Here is a 17,178-nt window from a genome sequence, read left to right as displayed (position 1 = left end):
GAGATGTGGCGTGAACAGGTGGAAGCGGCTGGCCCCGGTCACCGCCGTGGTGGCTTCGGCCGCGATGGTGCTCGCCGGCTGTGGCGGCTCGGGCGACGACACGGCCGACACCAGCAAGCTGACGGTCTGGATGATGGGCGAGGGCAGCGACGCCCAGACGACGTTCCTCGACGGCGTCGAGGCCGAGTTCCGGCAGAAACACCCGGACACCGACGTCGTCGTGCAGTACATCCCGTGGCTGGAGGCGCCGAAGAAGTTCCAGGCCGCCCTCGCCGGCGGTGAGGGGCCGGACGTCACCGAGCTGGGCAACACCGAGACCCAGGGCTGGGCGGCGCAGGAGGCCCTCGCCGACCTGAGCGGCCGGATGAGCGGCTGGGCCGACGCCAAGGACATCCTTCCCGACCTGGTGCGCAACGCCCAGCTCGACGGCAAGCAGTACGGGGTGCCGTGGTACGCGGGCGTACGCGCCATCTACTACCGCACCGACTGGTTCGCCGAGGCCGGCGTGAAGCCCCCGACCACCTGGGACGAGCTGGTCACCGTCGCCAAGGCGGTGCAGGCCAAGAAGCCGAACACCTACGGCATCGCCCTGCCGGGCAACTCGGAGCTGCCCTTCTACTCCTTCCTCTGGGGCGCCGGCGGTGAGATCGCGACCGAGCAGGGCGGCACCTGGAAGTCCGGCTACACCAGCCCGGAGGCGCAGAAGGCGGTCAAGTTCTGGACGGACCTGGTGACCGTCCACAAGGTCGCCCCGCCGGCCGCCGCCGGTTGGAACGAGATCGACGCCCGGACGCAGTTCGCCACCGGCAAGGCGGCGATGGCGTTCGCCGGCAGCTGGCAGCAGGGCGCGATCAAGAAGGACAACCCCGAGATCGAGAAGGTGTGGGGAACGTTCCCGATCCCCGGCCCGGACGGCAAGGCCGCGCCCGGATTCGCCGGCGGCTCGGACATCGCGGTCTGGCGCGACAGCGAGCGGCAGGACCTCGCCTGGGACTACCTGACCGTGCTGCTGAACAAGAAGAACGCCCAGACCTTCGCCGACAGCCTCGGCTTCTTCCCGGTCTACCAGGACCTGGTTGCCGGCGGCACGTACGCCAATGACAAGATCATGTCGGCGTTCGCGACCACGATGCAGAACACGAAGGTCACGCCGCTCACCCCGAAGTGGGTGGAGGTCAGCCGCACCAAAACGGTGACCCAGGCGATGAACAGCTCGGTCATGAAGGGTCAGAAGACGGTCGAGAAGGCTACCGCCGACGCGGCCGCGGAGATGGAAAGCATCCTCAACGCCAAGTGACCACGCTGACCGAGGCGCCCGAGACGCCCGCCGCGCGGGAGACCCCCGCGCGGCGGCGTCGACGGGTCGACCGCCTGCCGTACCTGCTGCTCCTGCCCTGCCTGGTGATCATCGGCGGCCTGCTGCTCTGGCCGCTCGGCCAGGTGGTGGCGATGTCGTTCTACCGGCTCAACAACGTGCGGCAGCTTCGCGGCGACCGTGAGTGGCCGTGGGTGGGGCTGGACAACTACACCCAGATCCTCGGCGACCCGTTCTTCCGCACGGTGCTGCGCAACACCGTGATCTTCGCGGCCGCCAACGTGGTGCTCACGATGATCCTGGGCACCCTGGTCGGGCTGCTGCTCAACCGGCTCGGCCGAAAGATGGCCACCTTCGTCGCGAGCTGCGTGATGCTCGCCTGGGCGACCCCGGCGCTGACCGGCACGATCGTCTGGAAGTGGATCTTCGACGACACCAGCGGGCTGGTGACCTGGCTGTTCAACGCGCTGCCGGACGGGCTTTCGCAGAGCCTGTTCGGGCGCACCGACTGGACCGGCTACGGCTGGTTCAACTCGCCGCTGCTGTTCTTCTCCATCCTGACCCTGGTCGTGGTCTGGCACTCGTTCCCGTTCATCGCGGTCAGCGTCCTCGCCGGCCTGAAGAGCGTGCCGAGCGAACTGCACGAGGCGGCCCGGGTGGACGGCGCCGGTCCGTGGCGGGTGTTCTGGCGGATCACCTTCCCGCTGCTGCGCCCGGTCTTCGGGATCCTGATCGTGCTCTCCACGATCTGGGACTTCAAGGTCTTCACCCAGCAGTTCGTGCTGGCCGGCGGCACGCAGGACCGGCCGACGTTCATGCTCTCCATCTACTCGTACGCGGAGGCGTTCTCACCCCCGCCTAAGTACGGCCTCGGTGCGGCCATCGCGGTGATCCTCACGCTGATCCTGCTCATGGTGACCGGCCTGTACGTACGGATGGTGCTCAAGCAGGAGGACGAGTCGTGAAGAAGGTCGCCCTCAACGGCGCCGGGCTGCTGGTGGCGCTCTTCGCGGCCTTCCCGGTCTACTGGATGATCGCCACCTCGCTGAAGCCCAGCCGGGAGATCTTCTCGGCCACGCCGCAGCCGGTGCCCACGCACCCCACGTTGGAGCACTATCGCGACATCCTGACCGGCAACCTCATCCCCGGCGTGACCTTCGCCGACTTCTTCCTCAACAGCGCGCTGGTCGCCGTCTCGACGGTGGTGCTCAGCGGCCTGGTCGCGCTGCTGGCCGCCACGGCGGTGGCCCGGTTCCGGTTCCGGCTGCGCACCAGCTTCCTGATCATGCTGCTGGTGGTGCAGATGATCCCGCTGGAGGCGCTGGTCATCCCGCTGTTCCTGATGATCCAGCGGCTCGGGCTCTACAACACGCTGCCCAGCCTGATCCTCACCTACCTGGGCTTCTCGCTGCCGTTCGCGGTCTGGATGCTGCGCGGGTTCGTGGCCGCGGTGCCGAAGGAGTTGGAGGAGGCGGCGGCCATCGACGGGGCGAGCCGGGCGCAGACGTTCCGGCGGATCCTCTTCCCGCTCGTCGCGCCGGGCCTGGTCGCCACCAGCATCTTCTCGTTCATCACCGCCTGGAACGAGTTGATCTTCGCACTCACCTTCATCAACGACCAGGACCGCTACACCCTGCCGGTGGCGATGACCTTCTTCTTCGGCCGCGACGACACCGCCTGGGGACCGGTCATGGCGGCGTCCACCCTCTTCACGCTGCCGGTGATCATCTTCTTCCTGCTGGTGCAGCGGCGGATGGTCTCCGGGCTCGTCGCCGGCGCGGTCAAGGGCTGAGCGGCCCGGAGCCCCCGTTCAACCCGCACACTAGGCTGGTGGCCATGACGGGCAGAGTGGCGGCGGTGAACCTCGGCGTGGTCACCGAGGCGGCGTGGGCGGGCGACGCGAGCGGCCGTACCGGCATCGACAAGCGGCCGGTGGACGGGCCGGTGCTGTTCCGCGTCGACGGAGTGGCCGGTGACTTCATCGGCGAGCGCGCCCACCACGGCACCCCGGACCAGGCGGTCTACGCGTACGCCGAGGAGGACGCCGGCTGGTGGTCCGGTGAGCTGGGCCGGTCCGTCGGGCCGGGTGGCTTCGGCGAGAACCTCACGACGTACGCGGTGGACGTGACCGGGGCCGTGATCGGCGAGCAGTGGCTCGTCGGGTCCGCCCTGCTCCAGGTGACCAAGCCGCGTACCCCGTGCCGGACCTTCGCCGGCTTCTGGGGCGTACCGGACCTGATCAAGCGGTTCACGGCGCGGGCGCTGCCCGGGGCGTACCTGCGGGTGCTGCGCGAGGGGGAGGTCGCCGCCGGCGACCCGATCCAGGTGGTGGAGCGGCCGGCGCACGGGGTGACCATCGGTGAGGTGTTCCGCGCGACGAGCCTGGAACCGGAGCTGCTGCCCCGCCTGCTGGACGCCCCCGACCTGCCCGAGTCGATCCGGGAGAAGGCCCGCCGCCGGCTCACCGCCCGCTGACCGGGGGTCGGACCACGGCGGCCCGCGCGACCCGGGGGTCGACCACGGGAAAGGGGCCCCCGCGCCGCGCGCGGGAGCCCCTTCCGGTCGGTGCTCAGCGGAGCCAGGGGATGTTGCGGTCCAGCAGGTCGCGCTGCTTGAGCTCCTTGCGCAGCGGGATCTCGTCGTCGATGTAGCCGTCCCAGTTGATGCCCCAGTAGTTCGCGGTGTGCGTGCCCTCACCGAGCAGCTGGCGCTGCACCGGCGTGCGGTTGGCCCACCACTCGGCGTCCTTGTCGACGTGCAGCTCGTCCAGCGGGCGGATCCACCGGTAGGTGTAGCCGACGAAGAGCATCTTGCGGGTGATGGTCGACAGGTTCGTCGACCGGGAGTGCCACTGGCGGCGGTCGAAGATGAACGCGTCACCCGGGTTGGCGGTGATCTCCACCGTGCCCTCCGGGTCCGGGTTCTGCACGGTCAGGTCCGCCGGTCGCGGCAGCGAGTTCCACAGGTGGCTGCCCGGGATGACCTTGGTGGCGCCGCGGCCGGTCTCGGACAGGTCGGAGAGCACGTACGCGACCTTGAGCGAGAACATCGGGCGGGGCAGGTTCGGGTCCATCGTCTCCGGGTCGGAGTTCTGCCGGTACCCGTCCTGGTGCCAACCCCAGTACGGCTTCTCCGGCTCCAGCGCCGGCGGGGTCACGTCCAGGTGGTTGTGGTGGGTGTAGATGTTCCAGCCGGCCAGGCCCCACATGTACGGGAAGGAGATGGGGTGGGTCAGCAGCTCGCCGAAGAGCTCGTCCCGCTCCAGGAAGCCCAGCAGGTGCAGGGTCCCGTCCTTGGTGGTGTTGCCCTTCGCCTGCTCCTCGGCGTAGACGCGGTCGACCGCCTCTTCCAGGGCCGCCCGGTGGTCCTCCGTCAGGACGTTGCGCAGCAGCAGGAAGCCCTGCTCGTGAAACTCCTTGCGGTCAATGTCGCTGATCGGCTCGTAACCGGTCCGGCCTCCGTAGTCGAAACCCACGTCGTATCCCTCCCCATGCGGAACCCGTGTCTGACACAGGCCGCCGAGCGTAACGCGCTGTAGCGGTGAGTGCGGGGCGCCGATGCTCGGGACTGGGGTAAAACGGGACGCTAGGCCGTCAATTGGTTGCTGAGTGTGATGCCCATGACGGGATTGAGCCATCTAAGTGGTTTGTCTGTTCGTTCATCTTCTGATGAAGCTGTAATCCGGGGGAGGGCTCAGGAGTCGCCGAAGACCTCGGCCACCACCCGGCCGGTCGCCTCCGGCTCGGCCGCCACCTTGGCCCAGGTGCCGTCGCGGGCGGTCCACTCCAGGCCGCCGAAGCGCACCCGCTTCACCCCGTGGTCCTGTGCGTGGGAGACCAGCCAGTGCGCGTACCGCCAGCCGTTGCGCTGGTCGCTCGCGGCCAGGGTGAGGCCGGTCAGGTCCGTCGGCACGGCGCTGCTGGCCAACCCCCAGTCCAAGGTCAGGTTGCGGGTCAGGGCGACCGCCGCGGCCTCACCGCGCATCACCGGAGTGCGCGCGACCGTGCACGCCACCGCGCCGGTGGCGTCGCCGAGGAGCGCCTTGCTGAGCACCTCCGACTCGTCGGCCCACTTCTCGTAGGCCTCGGGGAACGCCGAGCGCTGCACCCGCTGTGCGGCGTCGGTGACCCGCATCCGCTCCCAGCCCCGGACCTTCCGCAGCGCCTTGTAGAACCGGGTCGCGGCATAGCGCGGCTCGCGGATGCGTTCCGGGGTGCCCCACCCCTGGCTGGGTCGCTGTTGGAACAGGCCGACCGAGTCGCGGTCGCCGCCGGCGAGGTTGCGCAGGCCGGACTCCTGGTAGGCGGTGGCCAGGGCCACCACGACGGCCCGCTCCGGCATCTCCAACTGCGCGCCGATCGCCGCGATGGTCGCCGCGTTGGCCATCTGGTCGGCGTCGAGGGTCACCCGGCCGTCGGCCTGCACGGTGCAGGTCCGCGTCGCCGTCGGCAGGCGCAGGTCGCTGCCGAGTTTGCGGACGACGAGGAGGACACCCACCACCGCGAGTAGGACGAGAACGACGCCACCTGCCACGACAGCCCGAGTTCGCACCTACACCCCCTGCTCGACAGTCCGCCAAGAGTACGTCCCGTGCCGGCCCGTTCGGGTCGTCCGACCGGTTCGGGCCGGCCCTGCGCCGTCGCGTACCGATCGATGTTTCCCGCTCCGGCCCGCCTCTCACCTGCCTGTTGCCATGCTTCCCGTCCGGCCGATTTCGGCCGTTACCGAGGTTGCCGGGGTCGCTGGTGCGTTATCAACCAGTCATGGCAGTCCGCCGCGCGCCGTCTCCTGTTGCCCGTGTCACGCGACGGGTGACCCCGGAAGTTCTTGACCGGTCAAGCGGTTCTCGCAATTGACATGTCAATCAGGGGTGCGTCGGCCGACCCGGCGACGCGCCCGAGGGGCCCGCCGGCGGCGCGCCGAGCGCCACCGGGGGCCACGGATGGAGGAGAACCATGGGAACGCTGGACGGCAAGGTCGTGCTCATCACCGGCACCGGCGGCGGCGTGGGCCGCGTCGCGGCGCTGGCCTTCGCACGCGAGGGCGCCCGGGTGGTCGGCGCGGACATCCAGGTCGACGGCAACAACGAGACCGCCGAACTGGTCCGCCGCGCGGGCGGCGAGATGACCGCCATCGCGCCGGTCGACCTCACCGACCCGGAGCAGGTACGCCGGTTCGTCGACGAGGCCGCAGCGGCGTACGGCGGGCTCGACGTCGTCTACAACAACGCGGCGGCGCTCCGCTTCGGTCCGATGCCCGACTTCTCGGTCGAGGACTGGCGGGCGACCATCGTCGGCGAACTCGACATTCCCTTCTACGTGTCGAAGTTCGCGTGGCCGCACCTGGTGCGGCGCGGCGGCGGCGTCATCATCAACGCCGCGTCCATGGCCGGCATGATCGGTGGTGCCGTGCCGCCGATGGTCGGGCACGCCGCCGCGAACGCCGGGATCATCGGCATGACCCGGCAGCTCGCGCTGGAGGGCGCTCCGAGCGGGATCCGCGCGGTGGCGATCAGCCCGGGGCCGATCCTGACCCCGGCCAGCGACCGCGACCTGGGCGACAACCAGGCCGCGCGGGACGCGGTCACCGCGAAGACCCTGCTCAAGCGGTTCGCCCGGCCCGAGGAGGTCGCCGAGCTGGTGGTGTTCCTCGCCTCCGACCGCGCCGGCTACATCACCGGCGCGAACTACCCGGTCGACGGCGGCGCGACCGCGTGGTGAGCCGAGCGGCGGCCGGGACGCGGCCCACACGGGCCGCGTCCCGGCCGCCGTCCCGATCCAGTGCCGGGCCGGCCCGGGGTCAGGCGGTGTGATCCCCGTCCGAAGCGGGCACCCACCGCGCCGGCCTCCTGCTCCGGAAGGCCGCCACGCCCTCCCTCCCCTCGTCGGAGAGGAAGTAGGTGGTCGACAGCGCGGCCAGGTCGGCGACCTCGGCCCGCAGGTCGGTGGCCGCGGGGCGGCGCAGCAGCCGCTTCGCCCCGGCCAAGGCGCCGGGGGCGCCGCGCACCAGGGAGGCGCAGTACCGCTCCACCGCGGCGTCCAGCCCGTCGGCCGGCACGGCCGCCGTCACCAGCCCGATCTCGGCGGCCCGCCGGCCATCGAAGGTGTCCCCGGTCAGGTACAGCTCGGCCGCGGCGCGCGGGTGCAGCCGGGGCAGGACGGTCGCCGATATCACCGCCGGGATCACGCCGATCCGCACCTCGGTGAAGGCGAAGGTCGCCTCCTCGGCGCAGACCGCCAGGTCCGCCGCCGCGATCAGACCCAGCCCGCCGGCCCGGGCCGGCCCGGCCACCCGGGCGAGCACCGGCTTCGGGCACTCCCACACCGCGGCCAGCACGTCACCGAGCATCCCGGCCGGCACGGTCCCGCTGGCGTACGCGGCGGCGGTCTCCTTCAGGTCCGCTCCCGAGCAGAAGACCGGCCCGGTGTGGTCGAGCACGACCATCCGGACGGCCTCGTCCGCGACCGCCGCGGCCAGCCCGTCGAGCAGCTGCCTCATCAGCGGCGTGGAGAGCGCGTTGCGGTTGTGCGGGCTGTCCAGGGTGAGGGTGGTCACCCCGCGGGCCGTGGCGACCCGCACGAGCACGTCGGGAGAGGTCATGCCGGGCACACTAGTGGCCATGCCCGGCGTGCTTCCAGAAGGTGAGACGGTCCCCGTCGACGGATCGCTGCCGCCCACGGCGACTGCCGCGGTCGGCGAGCGCGGCTTCGGCGTGTACGTCCACGTGCCGTTCTGCGCCAGCCGCTGCGGCTACTGCGACTTCAACACGTACACGGCCGCGGAGCTCGGCGGCGGGGCGAGTCGGGACGCGTACGCCGACACCGTGCTCGCCGAGCTGCGGCTGGCCGCCCGGGTGCTCGGCGACACCCCGCCGAAGCGGGTCGACACCGTCTTCGTGGGCGGCGGCACCCCCACCCTGCTCCCGCCCGACGACCTGGCCCGGATCCTCGACGCGATCGACCGCACCTGGGGGCTGGCCGCCGACGCCGAGGTGACCACCGAGGCCAACCCCGAGTCGGTCAACCCCGCCTCGCTCAAGACGCTGCGCGCGGCCGGCTACACCCGGATCTCCCTGGGCATGCAGTCCGCCTCGCCCGGGGTGCTGGCGATCCTCGACCGTACGCACAGCGCCGGGCGGGCCACCGCCGCCGCGCTGGAGGCGCGCGACGCCGGTTTCGACCACGTCAACCTGGACCTGATCTACGGGACGCCGGGGGAGAGCGCTGAGGACTTCGCCGCCTCGCTGGACCAGGTGGTGGCCGCGGGCGTCGACCACGTCAGCGCGTACGCCCTGATCGTCGAGGACGGCACCCGGCTCGCCGCCCGGATGCGGCGCGGTGAGCTGGCGTACCCCAGCGACGACGTGGCGGCGGACCGCTACCTGGCGGCGGAGGCCGCGCTCGACGCGGCCGGCTTCTCCTGGTACGAGGTCTCCAACTGGGCCCGTACGCCCGCCGCCCGGTGCCGGCACAACCTGCTCTACTGGAGCGGAGCCGACTGGTGGGGCCTCGGGCCCGGGGCGCACAGCCACGTCGGCGGGGTGCGCTGGTGGAACGTCAAGCACCCGACCGCGTACGCCCAGCGGCTGGCGGCCGGGGCGTCACCCGGCCTGGCCCGGGAGGTGCTGAGCCGGGACGAGGCGCACATGGAGGACGTCATGCTGCGGCTGCGGCTCGCCTCGGGGCTGCCGCTGGACGTGCTCGACGACGCCGGGCGGGCCGGGGCCGAGCGGGCGCTGGCCGACGGGCTGCTCGCCCCGGCCGAGTACGCCGCCGGTCGCGCCGTGCTCACCCTGCGCGGGCGGCTGCTCGCCGACGCCGTCGTGCGTGACCTGCTGCCCTGACCGCGTCGGTCAGGGCAGGCGCGGTGCCCGACCGGCCGGGGGAGCGGCCGGCCGGGGTCACTTCACGAGGTTGACGGACATCGGGTAGCGGTAGAGCTGCCCCTCGTTGGCCTTGATCCCGGCGAGGATGCCGAAGAGCGTGCCGAGGATGACCGCCGCGCCGACACCGAGGAAGCCGATCAGGATGCAGGAGAGCACCCAGCCGACCAGCCCCACGATCGACCAGACCAGTTGGAAGTTGAGCGCCGACACGGCGTGCGCCCGGACGGTCGGTGACTGGTTGCCGCGGGCCAGCAGGGCGACCAGCGGGGCGATCCAGCCGAGGACCCCGGCGCTGAGGAACATGCCGGCGGCACCGCCGAAGTGGGCGACGAGCGCCCAGGTCTTGTCCTCGTTGCCGCCGAACGGGCCCCCGGGGGCGCCGCCGTAACCGCCGCCGTAGCCACCGGTCGGGTAGCCACCGCCCGGCGGGGGGTAGCCGCCACCGGGGGGTGGGTAGCCGCCCGACGACGGTTGGTCACCAGCGGGCGGCGGATAGCCACCGGGTGGGGGATAGCCGCCCGGGCCGGGTGCCCCGGACAGTGGTGCGGTGGGGGGTTCGTCCCCGGCGGACGGGCCGGGGGCGGCCGACGGCGGATACGGCTGGTTGTCGCCGGGCCCTGCGGCGCCGGGAGGGCGAGGTGGTTCAGTCATGAATGTCACGGTAGGGGCCGTCGGCAACGCCGCACCAGAGCGACATCGCCCGGCTCGCCGGTCCGTTCGGCCCGCGTCCCGCGGTGACGTGGGCGGGGCCGCACCGGCGGTCCGTCGTTGATCATCGCGTCGGCGGGCTCGCCGACGTAGACTGGCACTCGCAACAGACGAGTGCCAGGATGTCGTCCGCCGCCGCCCACAGCGGCGGCCGATGCGCGTAGGAGGTGGGGAGGATGGGTCTCGACGACCGGAAGCTCGCCGTGCTCCGCGCGATCGTCGAGGACTACGTCGCGACACAGGAACCGGTCGGCAGCCGCGCGCTGGTCGAGCGCCACCAACTGGGTGTCTCGCCGGCGACGGTCCGCAACGACATGGCGGTGCTCGAGGAGGAGGGCTACATCCGGCAGCCGCACACCAGTGCCGGCCGGGTGCCCACCGACCGCGGCTACCGCCTCTTCGTCGACCGGCTCTCCCGCGTCAAGCCGCTGAGCCCGGCCGAGCGCCGGGCGATCGAGCGCTTCCTGGTCGGCGCCGTCGACCTGGACGACGTGGTGCACCGCACGGTCCGCCTGCTGGCCCAGCTGACCCGGCAGGTCGCCGTCGTGCAATATCCCAGCCTGGCCCGCTCGACGGTCCGCCACCTGGAGCTGGTGCCCATCTCGACCACCCGGCTGATGCTGGTCATGATCGCCGACACCGGGCGGGTCGAGCAGCGGCTCGTCGAGATGCCGGCGCCGATCCTCGCCGACGACGTCACCGACCTGCGCCGGCTGGTCAACGAGAAGCTGGTCGGCAGCCGGTTCTCCGACACGCCGCCGCTGGTGCAGGCGCTGGTCGACGAGGCCCGCCCCGACCAGCGTCCGGCCATGGCGACCCTCGCCACGGTCCTGCTGGAGACGCTGGTCGAGCGCCACGAGGAGCGGATCGCGCTCGCCGGCACGGCCAACCTGACCCGGGGTGGCCTGCTGGATTTCCAGGGCTCGCTGCGGCCGATCCTCGAAGCGCTCGAGGAGGAGGTCGTGCTGCTCAAGCTCATCGGCGAGACCGAGCCCAGCACCACCCGGGTGCTGATCGGCGACGAGAACGAGATCGACAACCTCCGCGCCGCCTCGGTGGTGAGCACCGGCTACGGGCCGGGCGCCACCATCGTCGGTGGCCTGGGGGTGCTGGGGCCGACCCGGATGGACTACCCCGGCACCATCGCCACGGTGCGGGCCGTGGCACGCTACGTGGGCGACCTGCTGGCCCAGAACTGACCGCAGCCAAGGCCGACGACCGGCGCAACGCGAGACGAACATGAGGACACGGAACGCAGTGGCCAGGGACTACTACGGCATTCTCGGTGTGAGCCGGGGAGCCTCCGACGACGAGATCAAGCGCGCCTACCGCAAGCTGGCGCGCCAGTTCCACCCGGACGTCAATCCGGATCCGGAGGCCCAGGAGAAGTTCAAGGACATCAACGCCGCGTACGAGGTCCTCTCGGACGACCGGAAACGGCAGATCGTCGACCTGGGTGGCGACCCGCTCGCCCCGGGTGGCGGGGGCGCCGGCGGCCCGGGTGGCCCCGGCGGCGCCGGCCCGTTCGTCGGGTTCCAGGACATCATGGACGCCTTCTTCGGGGGCGCGGCGGGCGGCTCGCGCGGCCCGCGTCCGCGTACCCGTCCGGGGGCCGACGCGATCCTGCGCCTCGAACTGGACCTGCACGAGACGGCGTTCGGCGTCGAGGCGCCGATCACCGTCGACACGGCCGTCCTCTGCACCACCTGCTCCGGCGCCGGCACGGCGGCGGGCACCCACCTCGCCACCTGCGAGGCGTGCGGCGGTCGCGGTGAGGTGCAGTCGGTGCAGCGCACCTTCCTCGGCCAGGTGGTCTCCGCCCGGCCGTGCACCGTCTGCCAGGGCTACGGCACCACCATCCCGCACCCCTGCCCGACGTGCGCCGGCGACGGCCGGGTGCGTACCCGCCGCTCGCTGACCGTGAAGATCCCGGCGGGCGTCGAGGACGGCATGCGGATCCGACTGGCCCAGCAGGGCGAGGTCGGCCCGGGCGGTGGCACCGCCGGCGACCTCTACGTCGAGATCCACGAGCGGCCACACGACGTCTACTCGCGCAAGGGCGACGACCTGCACTGCCGGGTGACCGTGCCGATGACCGCGGCGGCGCTCGGCACCCGGCTGACGATCAAGACGCTGGACAGCGAGGAGACCGTCGACGTGAAGCCCGGCACGCAGCCGGCCAGCACGCTGCGGCTGCGCGCCCGCGGTGTGCCGCACCTGCGCGGCACCGGCCGGGGTGACCTCTACGTCCACCTCGACGTGCGCACCCCCACCAAGCTCGACGCCGACCAGGAGCGGATGCTGCGGGAGTTCGCCAAGACGCGGGGCGAGGAGGTCGCCGAGCTGAGCAAGCAGGGCGGCTTCTTCTCCCGCATGCGCGACGCCTTCAACGGTCACGCCTGATCCGGCCGGCCTCCATCCTGGCCGTGCCTTGATCCTGGCCTCGCCCTGACGTGGTCGGGTCTTGATGTGGCCTAGCCGCCCCGGCGTCCGTCGGGGCGGCTAGCCTGACCGTCGTGTCCGCGCCACTGTTCCTCGTCGAGTCGCTGCCCACCGCCGATTCCCTGACCCTCGGTGGCCCTGAGGGGCACCACGCGGCCACCGTGCAGCGGCTGCGGGTCGGGGAGGAGCTGGTGCTCGCCGACGGCCACGGCGGCACCGCCACCGCCGTGGTCACCGCCGTCGGCCGGGGAAGTCTGGATCTCGACGTCACCTCCCGGGCGTACGCGGACGCGCCCGTACCGCGGCTCGTGGTGGTGCAGGGCATCGCCAAGGGCGACCGGGGCGAGCTGGCCGTGCAGGCCATGACCGAGGTCGGCGTCGACGAGATCGTCCCCTGGGCGGCATCCCGGTCGGTGGCGCAGTGGCGCGGCGACCGGGGCGTACGGGCCCGGGACAAGTGGGTGGCGACCGCGCGGGAGGCGGCGAAACAGGCTCGCCGTCCGTGGCTGCCGGTGGTGGCCGGCGCCCCCGACGAGTCGACCACCCGGGTGGCGCGTCGGATCGCCGGTGCCGCTGCCGCGTTCGTGCTCCACGAGGAGGCCGACGAACGGCTCACCACCGCCGACCTGCCCGACCTGGGGGAGATCGTGCTGGTGGTCGGGCCGGAGGGCGGCATCGCCCCGGCCGAGCTGGACGCCTTCGCCGAGGCCGGCGCCCGCCCGGTGCGCCTCGGTCCGTCGGTGCTGCGCACCTCCACGGCGGGCGTGGCCGCCCTGAGCGTGCTCGCCACCCGCCTCTCCCGCTGGTAACCGCGCCCGCTGCCCTGCCCCGCGCCCGCGCCCCGCGCCCGCGCCCCGCGCCCTGCCCGGCGTCGATCATGCAGTTGTGGTGCCGCACAAAAGCGGCGAGGCGGTTGATACTGGGCACCACAAGTGCATGATCGTCGGGAGCGGGAGCGGGAGCGGGAGCGGGAGCGGGAGCGGGAGCGGGAGCGGGGTCAGCTGCGCAGGTAGGAGGCGCCGTTCAGGTCGACGATGGTGCCGGAGGCCCACTCCGCCTCGGGGGAGGCGAGCCAGTGCACCGCGGCGGCGATCTCCTCCGGCCGCGCGACCCGGTTGAACGGGCTCTGCGCGCGGACGGCCGCACCGCGCTCGGCCTTCAGGTGCTCGTTGGTCATGTCGGTCTCGACGAAGCCGGGTGCCACGGTGGCGACCGCGATGCCGTACGGGGCCAGCGCCACGGCCAGCGACTGCCCCAGGGCGTTGAGCCCCGCCTTGCTCGCCCCGTACGCCGGGTTGGCCGGCTCACCCCGGAAGGCGCCCCGGGAGGAGACGTTGACGATCCGGCCGCCCCGCTCGCGCATGTGCTGGGCGGCGCACCAGGTGGCGTTGGCCGCGCCGAACAGGTTGGTGTCCAGCACCTCCCGCCAGCGCTGCCGCCACTGCTCGTAGGAGCTGTCGAAGACGGGGTGCGGCGGGTCGGCCGGCCCGAAGACGCCGGCGTTGTTCACCAGCACGTCGAGGCCGCCCAGCCGCTGCGCGGCCTCGTCCACCATCGCGCGGACCGCGTCCGGGTCGGCGAGGTCGGCCCGGACCACCACGTGCCCGTCGCCGGGCAGCTCCGCGCGGAGCTTCTCGGCCAGCTCCGCCGAGTCCCGGTGGTGGATCGCCACCCGGTCACCGCCGGCCGCGAAGGCCCGCACCACCGCCCGCCCGATACCGCGCGAGCCCCCCGTCACCAGCACCGCCCGTGAAGTCACGCGGCCATCATGCCCGAGCGGCCCGGCTTCGCTCACCGGCCCCCGGGGCAGCGCTTAGGCTGCCCCGATGGGAACCGACTGCCTCTTCTGCCGCATCGTCGCCGGGGAGATCCCGGCCACCGTCGTCCGGGAGACCCCGACCACGCTCGCGTTCCGCGACATCGCACCGAAGGCACCCGTACACGTGCTGATCATTCCGAAGGAGCACTACGCGGACGTCGCCACGCTCGCGCAGGGCGACCCGGCGCTGGCCGGCGAGGTGCTGGCCACGGCCGCCGCGGTGGCCGAGGACGAGGGCCTGCTCGGCGACGGTTTCCGGCTGATGTTCAACACCGGGGCGTACGGCGGCCAGGAGGTCTTCCACGCGCACGCGCACCTGCTGGGCGGCGCGCCGCTCGGCCCGATGCTGGCCCGGGATCTCGCGTGACGTCGGCGGCGGACCGGCTGGCGCGGATGGTGCGCCAGGTCCAGGCGAAGGCCCGGGTCCCGGCCGTGTCGGCGGCGCTTCACCGGGCCGACCGGCCGCTGTGGACCTGCACGGTGGGCTGGACCGGGAACGAGACGGCCCTCGACCCGCAGACCCGGTTCCGGATCGGCTCGGTCACGAAGACCTTCACCGCGGTGCTGACGATGCAGTGCCGCGACGACGGCCTGCTCGACCTGGACGACCCGATCGGCCGGCACCTGGACGTGCCGGCGCACGGCGAGCTGACCGTGCGCCGGCTGCTCTCGCACACCTCCGGGCTGCAGCGGGAGCCGTACGGCGACGTGTGGGACACCCTGCGCGCCCCGGACGCGGAGCAGTTGCTGGCGGAGCTGGCCCGGGCCGAGCGGGTGCTGCCGCCGGGTCGCCGCTACCACTACTCCAACCTCGGGATGGCGCTGCTGGGCCGGCTGGTGGGTCAGCTGCGCGGCGGCACCTGGGCGGAGGTGCTCACCGAGCGGGTGCTGATCCCGTTGGGGCTGACCACGACCACGGTGGCGCCGGGCCGGCGCGCGGCGACCGGGTTCCTGGTCGACGCGTACTCCGACGAGGCGCACCCGGAGCCGCCGACCGACTTCGGCGCGGTCGGCCCGGCCGCGCAGCTGTGGAGCACCGCCGGGGACATGGCCCGGTGGGCGGCGTTCCTCGCCGACCCGGCGGCCCTGGACGCGACGGGCGCGGTGCTCGCCCCGGCCACGCTGGAGGAGATGCGCTGGCCGGTGACGGTGACCGACGAGGCGCTCTGGGGTGGCGGCTTCGGGCTCGGCCTGATCCTGGTGCCGCAGGGCGGGCGGGTGATGCACGTGGGGCACGACGGGGCCATGCCGGGCTTCCTGGCCGCGGCGTACGGCCGGCGCGGCGGGGAGGGCACGCCGGCCGCGATGGGCGCGGCGGTGCTGGTCTCCTCGGGCACCGCGGCGGAGGCCCTCGACCTGCCGCACCGGCTCCTCGCCGCCGCCGTCGAGCACGACCCGGCCGAGATCGAGCCGTGGCGGCCCGGCCCGCCGGCGCCGGAGGCCCTGCGCGGCCTGCTGGGCCGCTGGTGGGGTGAGGGCTACGAGTACGTCTTCTCGTGGCACGACGGGACGCTGCGGGCGCGTGGGGCGGACGACGCGTCCGGCCGGCCGCCGGCGGTGTTCGCGCCGCTGCCCGACCAGCCGGACGTGTTCCGCACCGTCTCCGGCCGGGAGGTGGGTGAGCTGCTGCGGCTGACCCGCGACGACGACGGCGTCGTGGTGCGGATGCACTGGGCGACCTACCGGTTCACCCGCCACCAGGAGACCTTCGACCGGTACGACTTCCGCGCGGGCGCCTGACGGACGCGAACCCGGGGGAATCCGCCTGTTTCCTCCGGGTTCCGCCCGCCCGCCACCCGGGTTCCGGGTCGCGGAAATGCACGCGGTGGCAGCGCTGTTGAACCGATACGATGGGTGGAACGTCCGTACGCCGCGCCACCAGGGCCGGCGCAGAGATCGAGAGCAGGTGGCACAGGGCCCCTCGGCCCGACCTATGACCGGCACCCCACCTCCCGGCCCGCCCCAGGTGCAGACTCGGATCACCGTCCCCGATCCGAAGATCATGGTCAACCTGCTCGGCGCGGGTGACGAGATCCTGCGACTCGTCGAGCGCTCGGTCAACAGTGACGTGCACGTCCGCGGCAACGAGATCACCATCACCGGCGCGCCGGCGGACAACGCCCTCGCCGAGCGACTCTTCACCGAGCTGCTCGAACTCATCGAGAAAGGCGAGACCCTGACCACTGACGCCGTCCGGCGTACCGTCGGCATGCTCGAGCAGGGCAGCGCCGAGCGGCCCGCCGAGGTCCTGACGCTCAACATCCTCTCCCGGCGCGGCCGCACCATCCGCCCCAAGACGCTCGGGCAGAAGCGCTACGTCGACGCGATCGACGCGCACACGATCGTCTTCGGCATCGGTCCCGCCGGCACCGGCAAGACCTACCTGGCGATGGCGAAGGCCGTCCAGGCGCTCCAGGCCAAGCAGGTCAACCGGATCATCCTCACCCGTCCCGCGGTCGAGGCGGGTGAGCGGCTGGGCTTCCTGCCCGGCACCCTCAACGAGAAGATCGACCCGTACCTGCGGCCGCTCTATGACGCGCTGCACGACATGCTCGACCCGGACTCCATCCCGAAGCTGATGGCGGCGGGGACGATCGAGGTCGCGCCGCTGGCGTACATGCGTGGGCGGACGTTGAACGACGCCTTCATCATCCTGGACGAGGCGCAGAACACCACACCCGAGCAGATGAAGATGTTCCTCACCCGTCTCGGCTTCGGTTCGAAGATCGTGGTGACCGGTGACGTCACCCAGGTCGACCTGCCGGGCGGGACGACGAGCGGCCTGCGTATGGTCCGGGACATCCTCGCCGGAGTCGAGGACGTCCACTTCGCGCAGCTGTCCAGCTCCGACGTGGTCCGGCACCGGCTGGTCGGGGAGATCGTCGACGCGTACGCCCGCTGGGATGCCGAGCGGGAGAACCAGCAGGCGCAGAGCGTGCACGCCGTGCCGGGGCGGGCCGCCCAGGGCGGTCGTTCCGGCCGGCGCCGCTAGATCAGGGGAAGAATTCA

General features: G+C 72.5%; 17 protein-coding genes. 12 read left to right on the top strand and 5 right to left on the bottom strand.

The window, feature by feature from the left end; genetic code table 11:
• The first annotated feature begins 10 nt into the window (after positions 1–10).
• From ACIBTV_RS22970 to ACIBTV_RS22955, 4 genes are read left to right on the top strand one after another with little or no spacing between them, the layout of a single operon-like run.
• The gene (locus ACIBTV_RS22970; RefSeq protein WP_396707886.1) at positions 11–1,297 is read left to right on the top strand and encodes a sugar ABC transporter substrate-binding protein; all 1,287 of its coding nucleotides are present in this window, start codon (positions 11–13) and stop codon (positions 1,295–1,297) included.
• Positions 1,294–2,280 (top strand): carbohydrate ABC transporter permease, encoded by a 987-nt coding sequence (locus ACIBTV_RS22965; protein ID WP_396707884.1) that lies wholly within the window; start codon positions 1,294–1,296, stop codon positions 2,278–2,280. Before ACIBTV_RS22970 ends, ACIBTV_RS22965 begins: the two co-directional genes overlap by 4 nt.
• Entirely contained in the window at positions 2,277–3,107 is an 831-nt protein-coding gene (locus ACIBTV_RS22960; protein WP_396707882.1) for a carbohydrate ABC transporter permease, read from the top strand. The genes ACIBTV_RS22965 and ACIBTV_RS22960 overlap by 4 nt, the downstream gene beginning before the upstream one ends.
• Positions 3,108–3,151: 44 nt before the next feature.
• Positions 3,152–3,790, top strand: a complete 639-nt coding sequence (locus tag ACIBTV_RS22955; protein ID WP_396707880.1) for an MOSC domain-containing protein — start codon at positions 3,152–3,154, stop codon at positions 3,788–3,790.
• Positions 3,791–3,884: 94 nt separating this feature from the next.
• On the opposite strand, the gene ACIBTV_RS22950 is transcribed toward ACIBTV_RS22955, so the two are convergent.
• Both ACIBTV_RS22950 and ACIBTV_RS22945 read right to left on the bottom strand, forming a co-directional pair.
• A complete protein-coding gene (locus tag ACIBTV_RS22950; protein ID WP_396707878.1) occupies positions 3,885–4,790 on the bottom strand; it encodes a phytanoyl-CoA dioxygenase family protein in 906 nt (301 codons plus the stop codon).
• 218 nt (positions 4,791–5,008) lie between these two features.
• Complete coding sequence (locus tag ACIBTV_RS22945) at positions 5,009–5,866, bottom strand: hypothetical protein (RefSeq protein ID WP_396707876.1); 858 nt, start codon at positions 5,864–5,866, stop codon at positions 5,009–5,011.
• A gap of 404 nt (positions 5,867–6,270) precedes the next feature.
• Between ACIBTV_RS22945 and ACIBTV_RS22940 the strand changes: the two genes are divergently transcribed.
• Positions 6,271–7,035 (top strand): SDR family NAD(P)-dependent oxidoreductase, encoded by a 765-nt coding sequence (locus ACIBTV_RS22940; protein WP_396707874.1) that lies wholly within the window; start codon positions 6,271–6,273, stop codon positions 7,033–7,035.
• A gap of 79 nt (positions 7,036–7,114) precedes the next feature.
• On the opposite strand, the gene ACIBTV_RS22935 is transcribed toward ACIBTV_RS22940, so the two are convergent.
• Positions 7,115–7,915: an enoyl-CoA hydratase-related protein gene (locus ACIBTV_RS22935; RefSeq protein ID WP_396707872.1), complete on the bottom strand. Its 801-nt coding sequence runs from the start codon at positions 7,913–7,915 to the stop codon at positions 7,115–7,117.
• 19 nt (positions 7,916–7,934) lie between these two features.
• Here ACIBTV_RS22935 and hemW point away from each other — a divergent pair, with 19 nt between their 5' ends.
• Positions 7,935–9,158, top strand: coding sequence for a radical SAM family heme chaperone HemW (gene hemW, locus ACIBTV_RS22930; RefSeq protein WP_396707975.1), 1,224 nt, complete (start codon positions 7,935–7,937; stop codon positions 9,156–9,158).
• A 57-nt stretch (positions 9,159–9,215) separates the two neighbouring features.
• Here hemW and ACIBTV_RS22925 read toward each other — a convergent pair whose 3' ends face one another.
• Positions 9,216–9,851, bottom strand: a complete 636-nt coding sequence (locus ACIBTV_RS22925) for a DUF4870 domain-containing protein (RefSeq protein ID WP_396707870.1) — start codon at positions 9,849–9,851, stop codon at positions 9,216–9,218.
• Between the two features lie 233 nt (positions 9,852–10,084).
• Here ACIBTV_RS22925 and hrcA point away from each other — a divergent pair, with 233 nt between their 5' ends.
• The 3 genes from hrcA to ACIBTV_RS22910 all read left to right on the top strand — a co-directional run bounded on the left by hrcA (position 10,085) and on the right by ACIBTV_RS22910 (position 13,159).
• Entirely contained in the window at positions 10,085–11,107 is a 1,023-nt protein-coding gene (gene hrcA, locus ACIBTV_RS22920) for a heat-inducible transcriptional repressor HrcA (protein WP_091595968.1), read from the top strand.
• A gap of 58 nt (positions 11,108–11,165) precedes the next feature.
• Complete coding sequence (dnaJ, locus tag ACIBTV_RS22915) at positions 11,166–12,311, top strand: molecular chaperone DnaJ (RefSeq protein ID WP_396707973.1); 1,146 nt, start codon at positions 11,166–11,168, stop codon at positions 12,309–12,311.
• A gap of 113 nt (positions 12,312–12,424) precedes the next feature.
• Positions 12,425–13,159, top strand: coding sequence for a 16S rRNA (uracil(1498)-N(3))-methyltransferase (locus ACIBTV_RS22910; RefSeq protein ID WP_396707868.1), 735 nt, complete (start codon positions 12,425–12,427; stop codon positions 13,157–13,159).
• Positions 13,160–13,347: 188 nt separating this feature from the next.
• Here the strand turns inward: ACIBTV_RS22910 and ACIBTV_RS22905 are convergent, their stop codons facing one another.
• Positions 13,348–14,109, bottom strand: coding sequence for an SDR family NAD(P)-dependent oxidoreductase (locus ACIBTV_RS22905; RefSeq protein WP_396707866.1), 762 nt, complete (start codon positions 14,107–14,109; stop codon positions 13,348–13,350).
• Between the two features lie 67 nt (positions 14,110–14,176).
• Here ACIBTV_RS22905 and ACIBTV_RS22900 point away from each other — a divergent pair, with 67 nt between their 5' ends.
• From ACIBTV_RS22900 to ACIBTV_RS22890, 3 genes are all read left to right on the top strand, one after another.
• Positions 14,177–14,536, top strand: coding sequence for a histidine triad nucleotide-binding protein (locus ACIBTV_RS22900; protein ID WP_396707864.1), 360 nt, complete (start codon positions 14,177–14,179; stop codon positions 14,534–14,536).
• The gene (locus tag ACIBTV_RS22895; protein WP_396707862.1) at positions 14,533–15,909 is read left to right on the top strand and encodes a serine hydrolase domain-containing protein; all 1,377 of its coding nucleotides are present in this window, start codon (positions 14,533–14,535) and stop codon (positions 15,907–15,909) included. The genes ACIBTV_RS22900 and ACIBTV_RS22895 overlap by 4 nt, the downstream gene beginning before the upstream one ends.
• Positions 15,910–16,102: 193 nt before the next feature.
• Positions 16,103–17,161 (top strand): PhoH family protein, encoded by a 1,059-nt coding sequence (locus ACIBTV_RS22890; RefSeq protein WP_396707861.1) that lies wholly within the window; start codon positions 16,103–16,105, stop codon positions 17,159–17,161.
• Positions 17,162–17,178 lie beyond the last annotated feature (17 nt).

This window comes from Micromonospora sp. NPDC049366 (genome assembly GCF_044466625.1).
Lineage (GTDB): Bacteria > Actinomycetota > Actinomycetes > Mycobacteriales > Micromonosporaceae > Micromonospora.
Note: the sequence above shows the minus strand (reverse complement) of the source record. Positions and strands in the feature narration are given on the sequence as shown.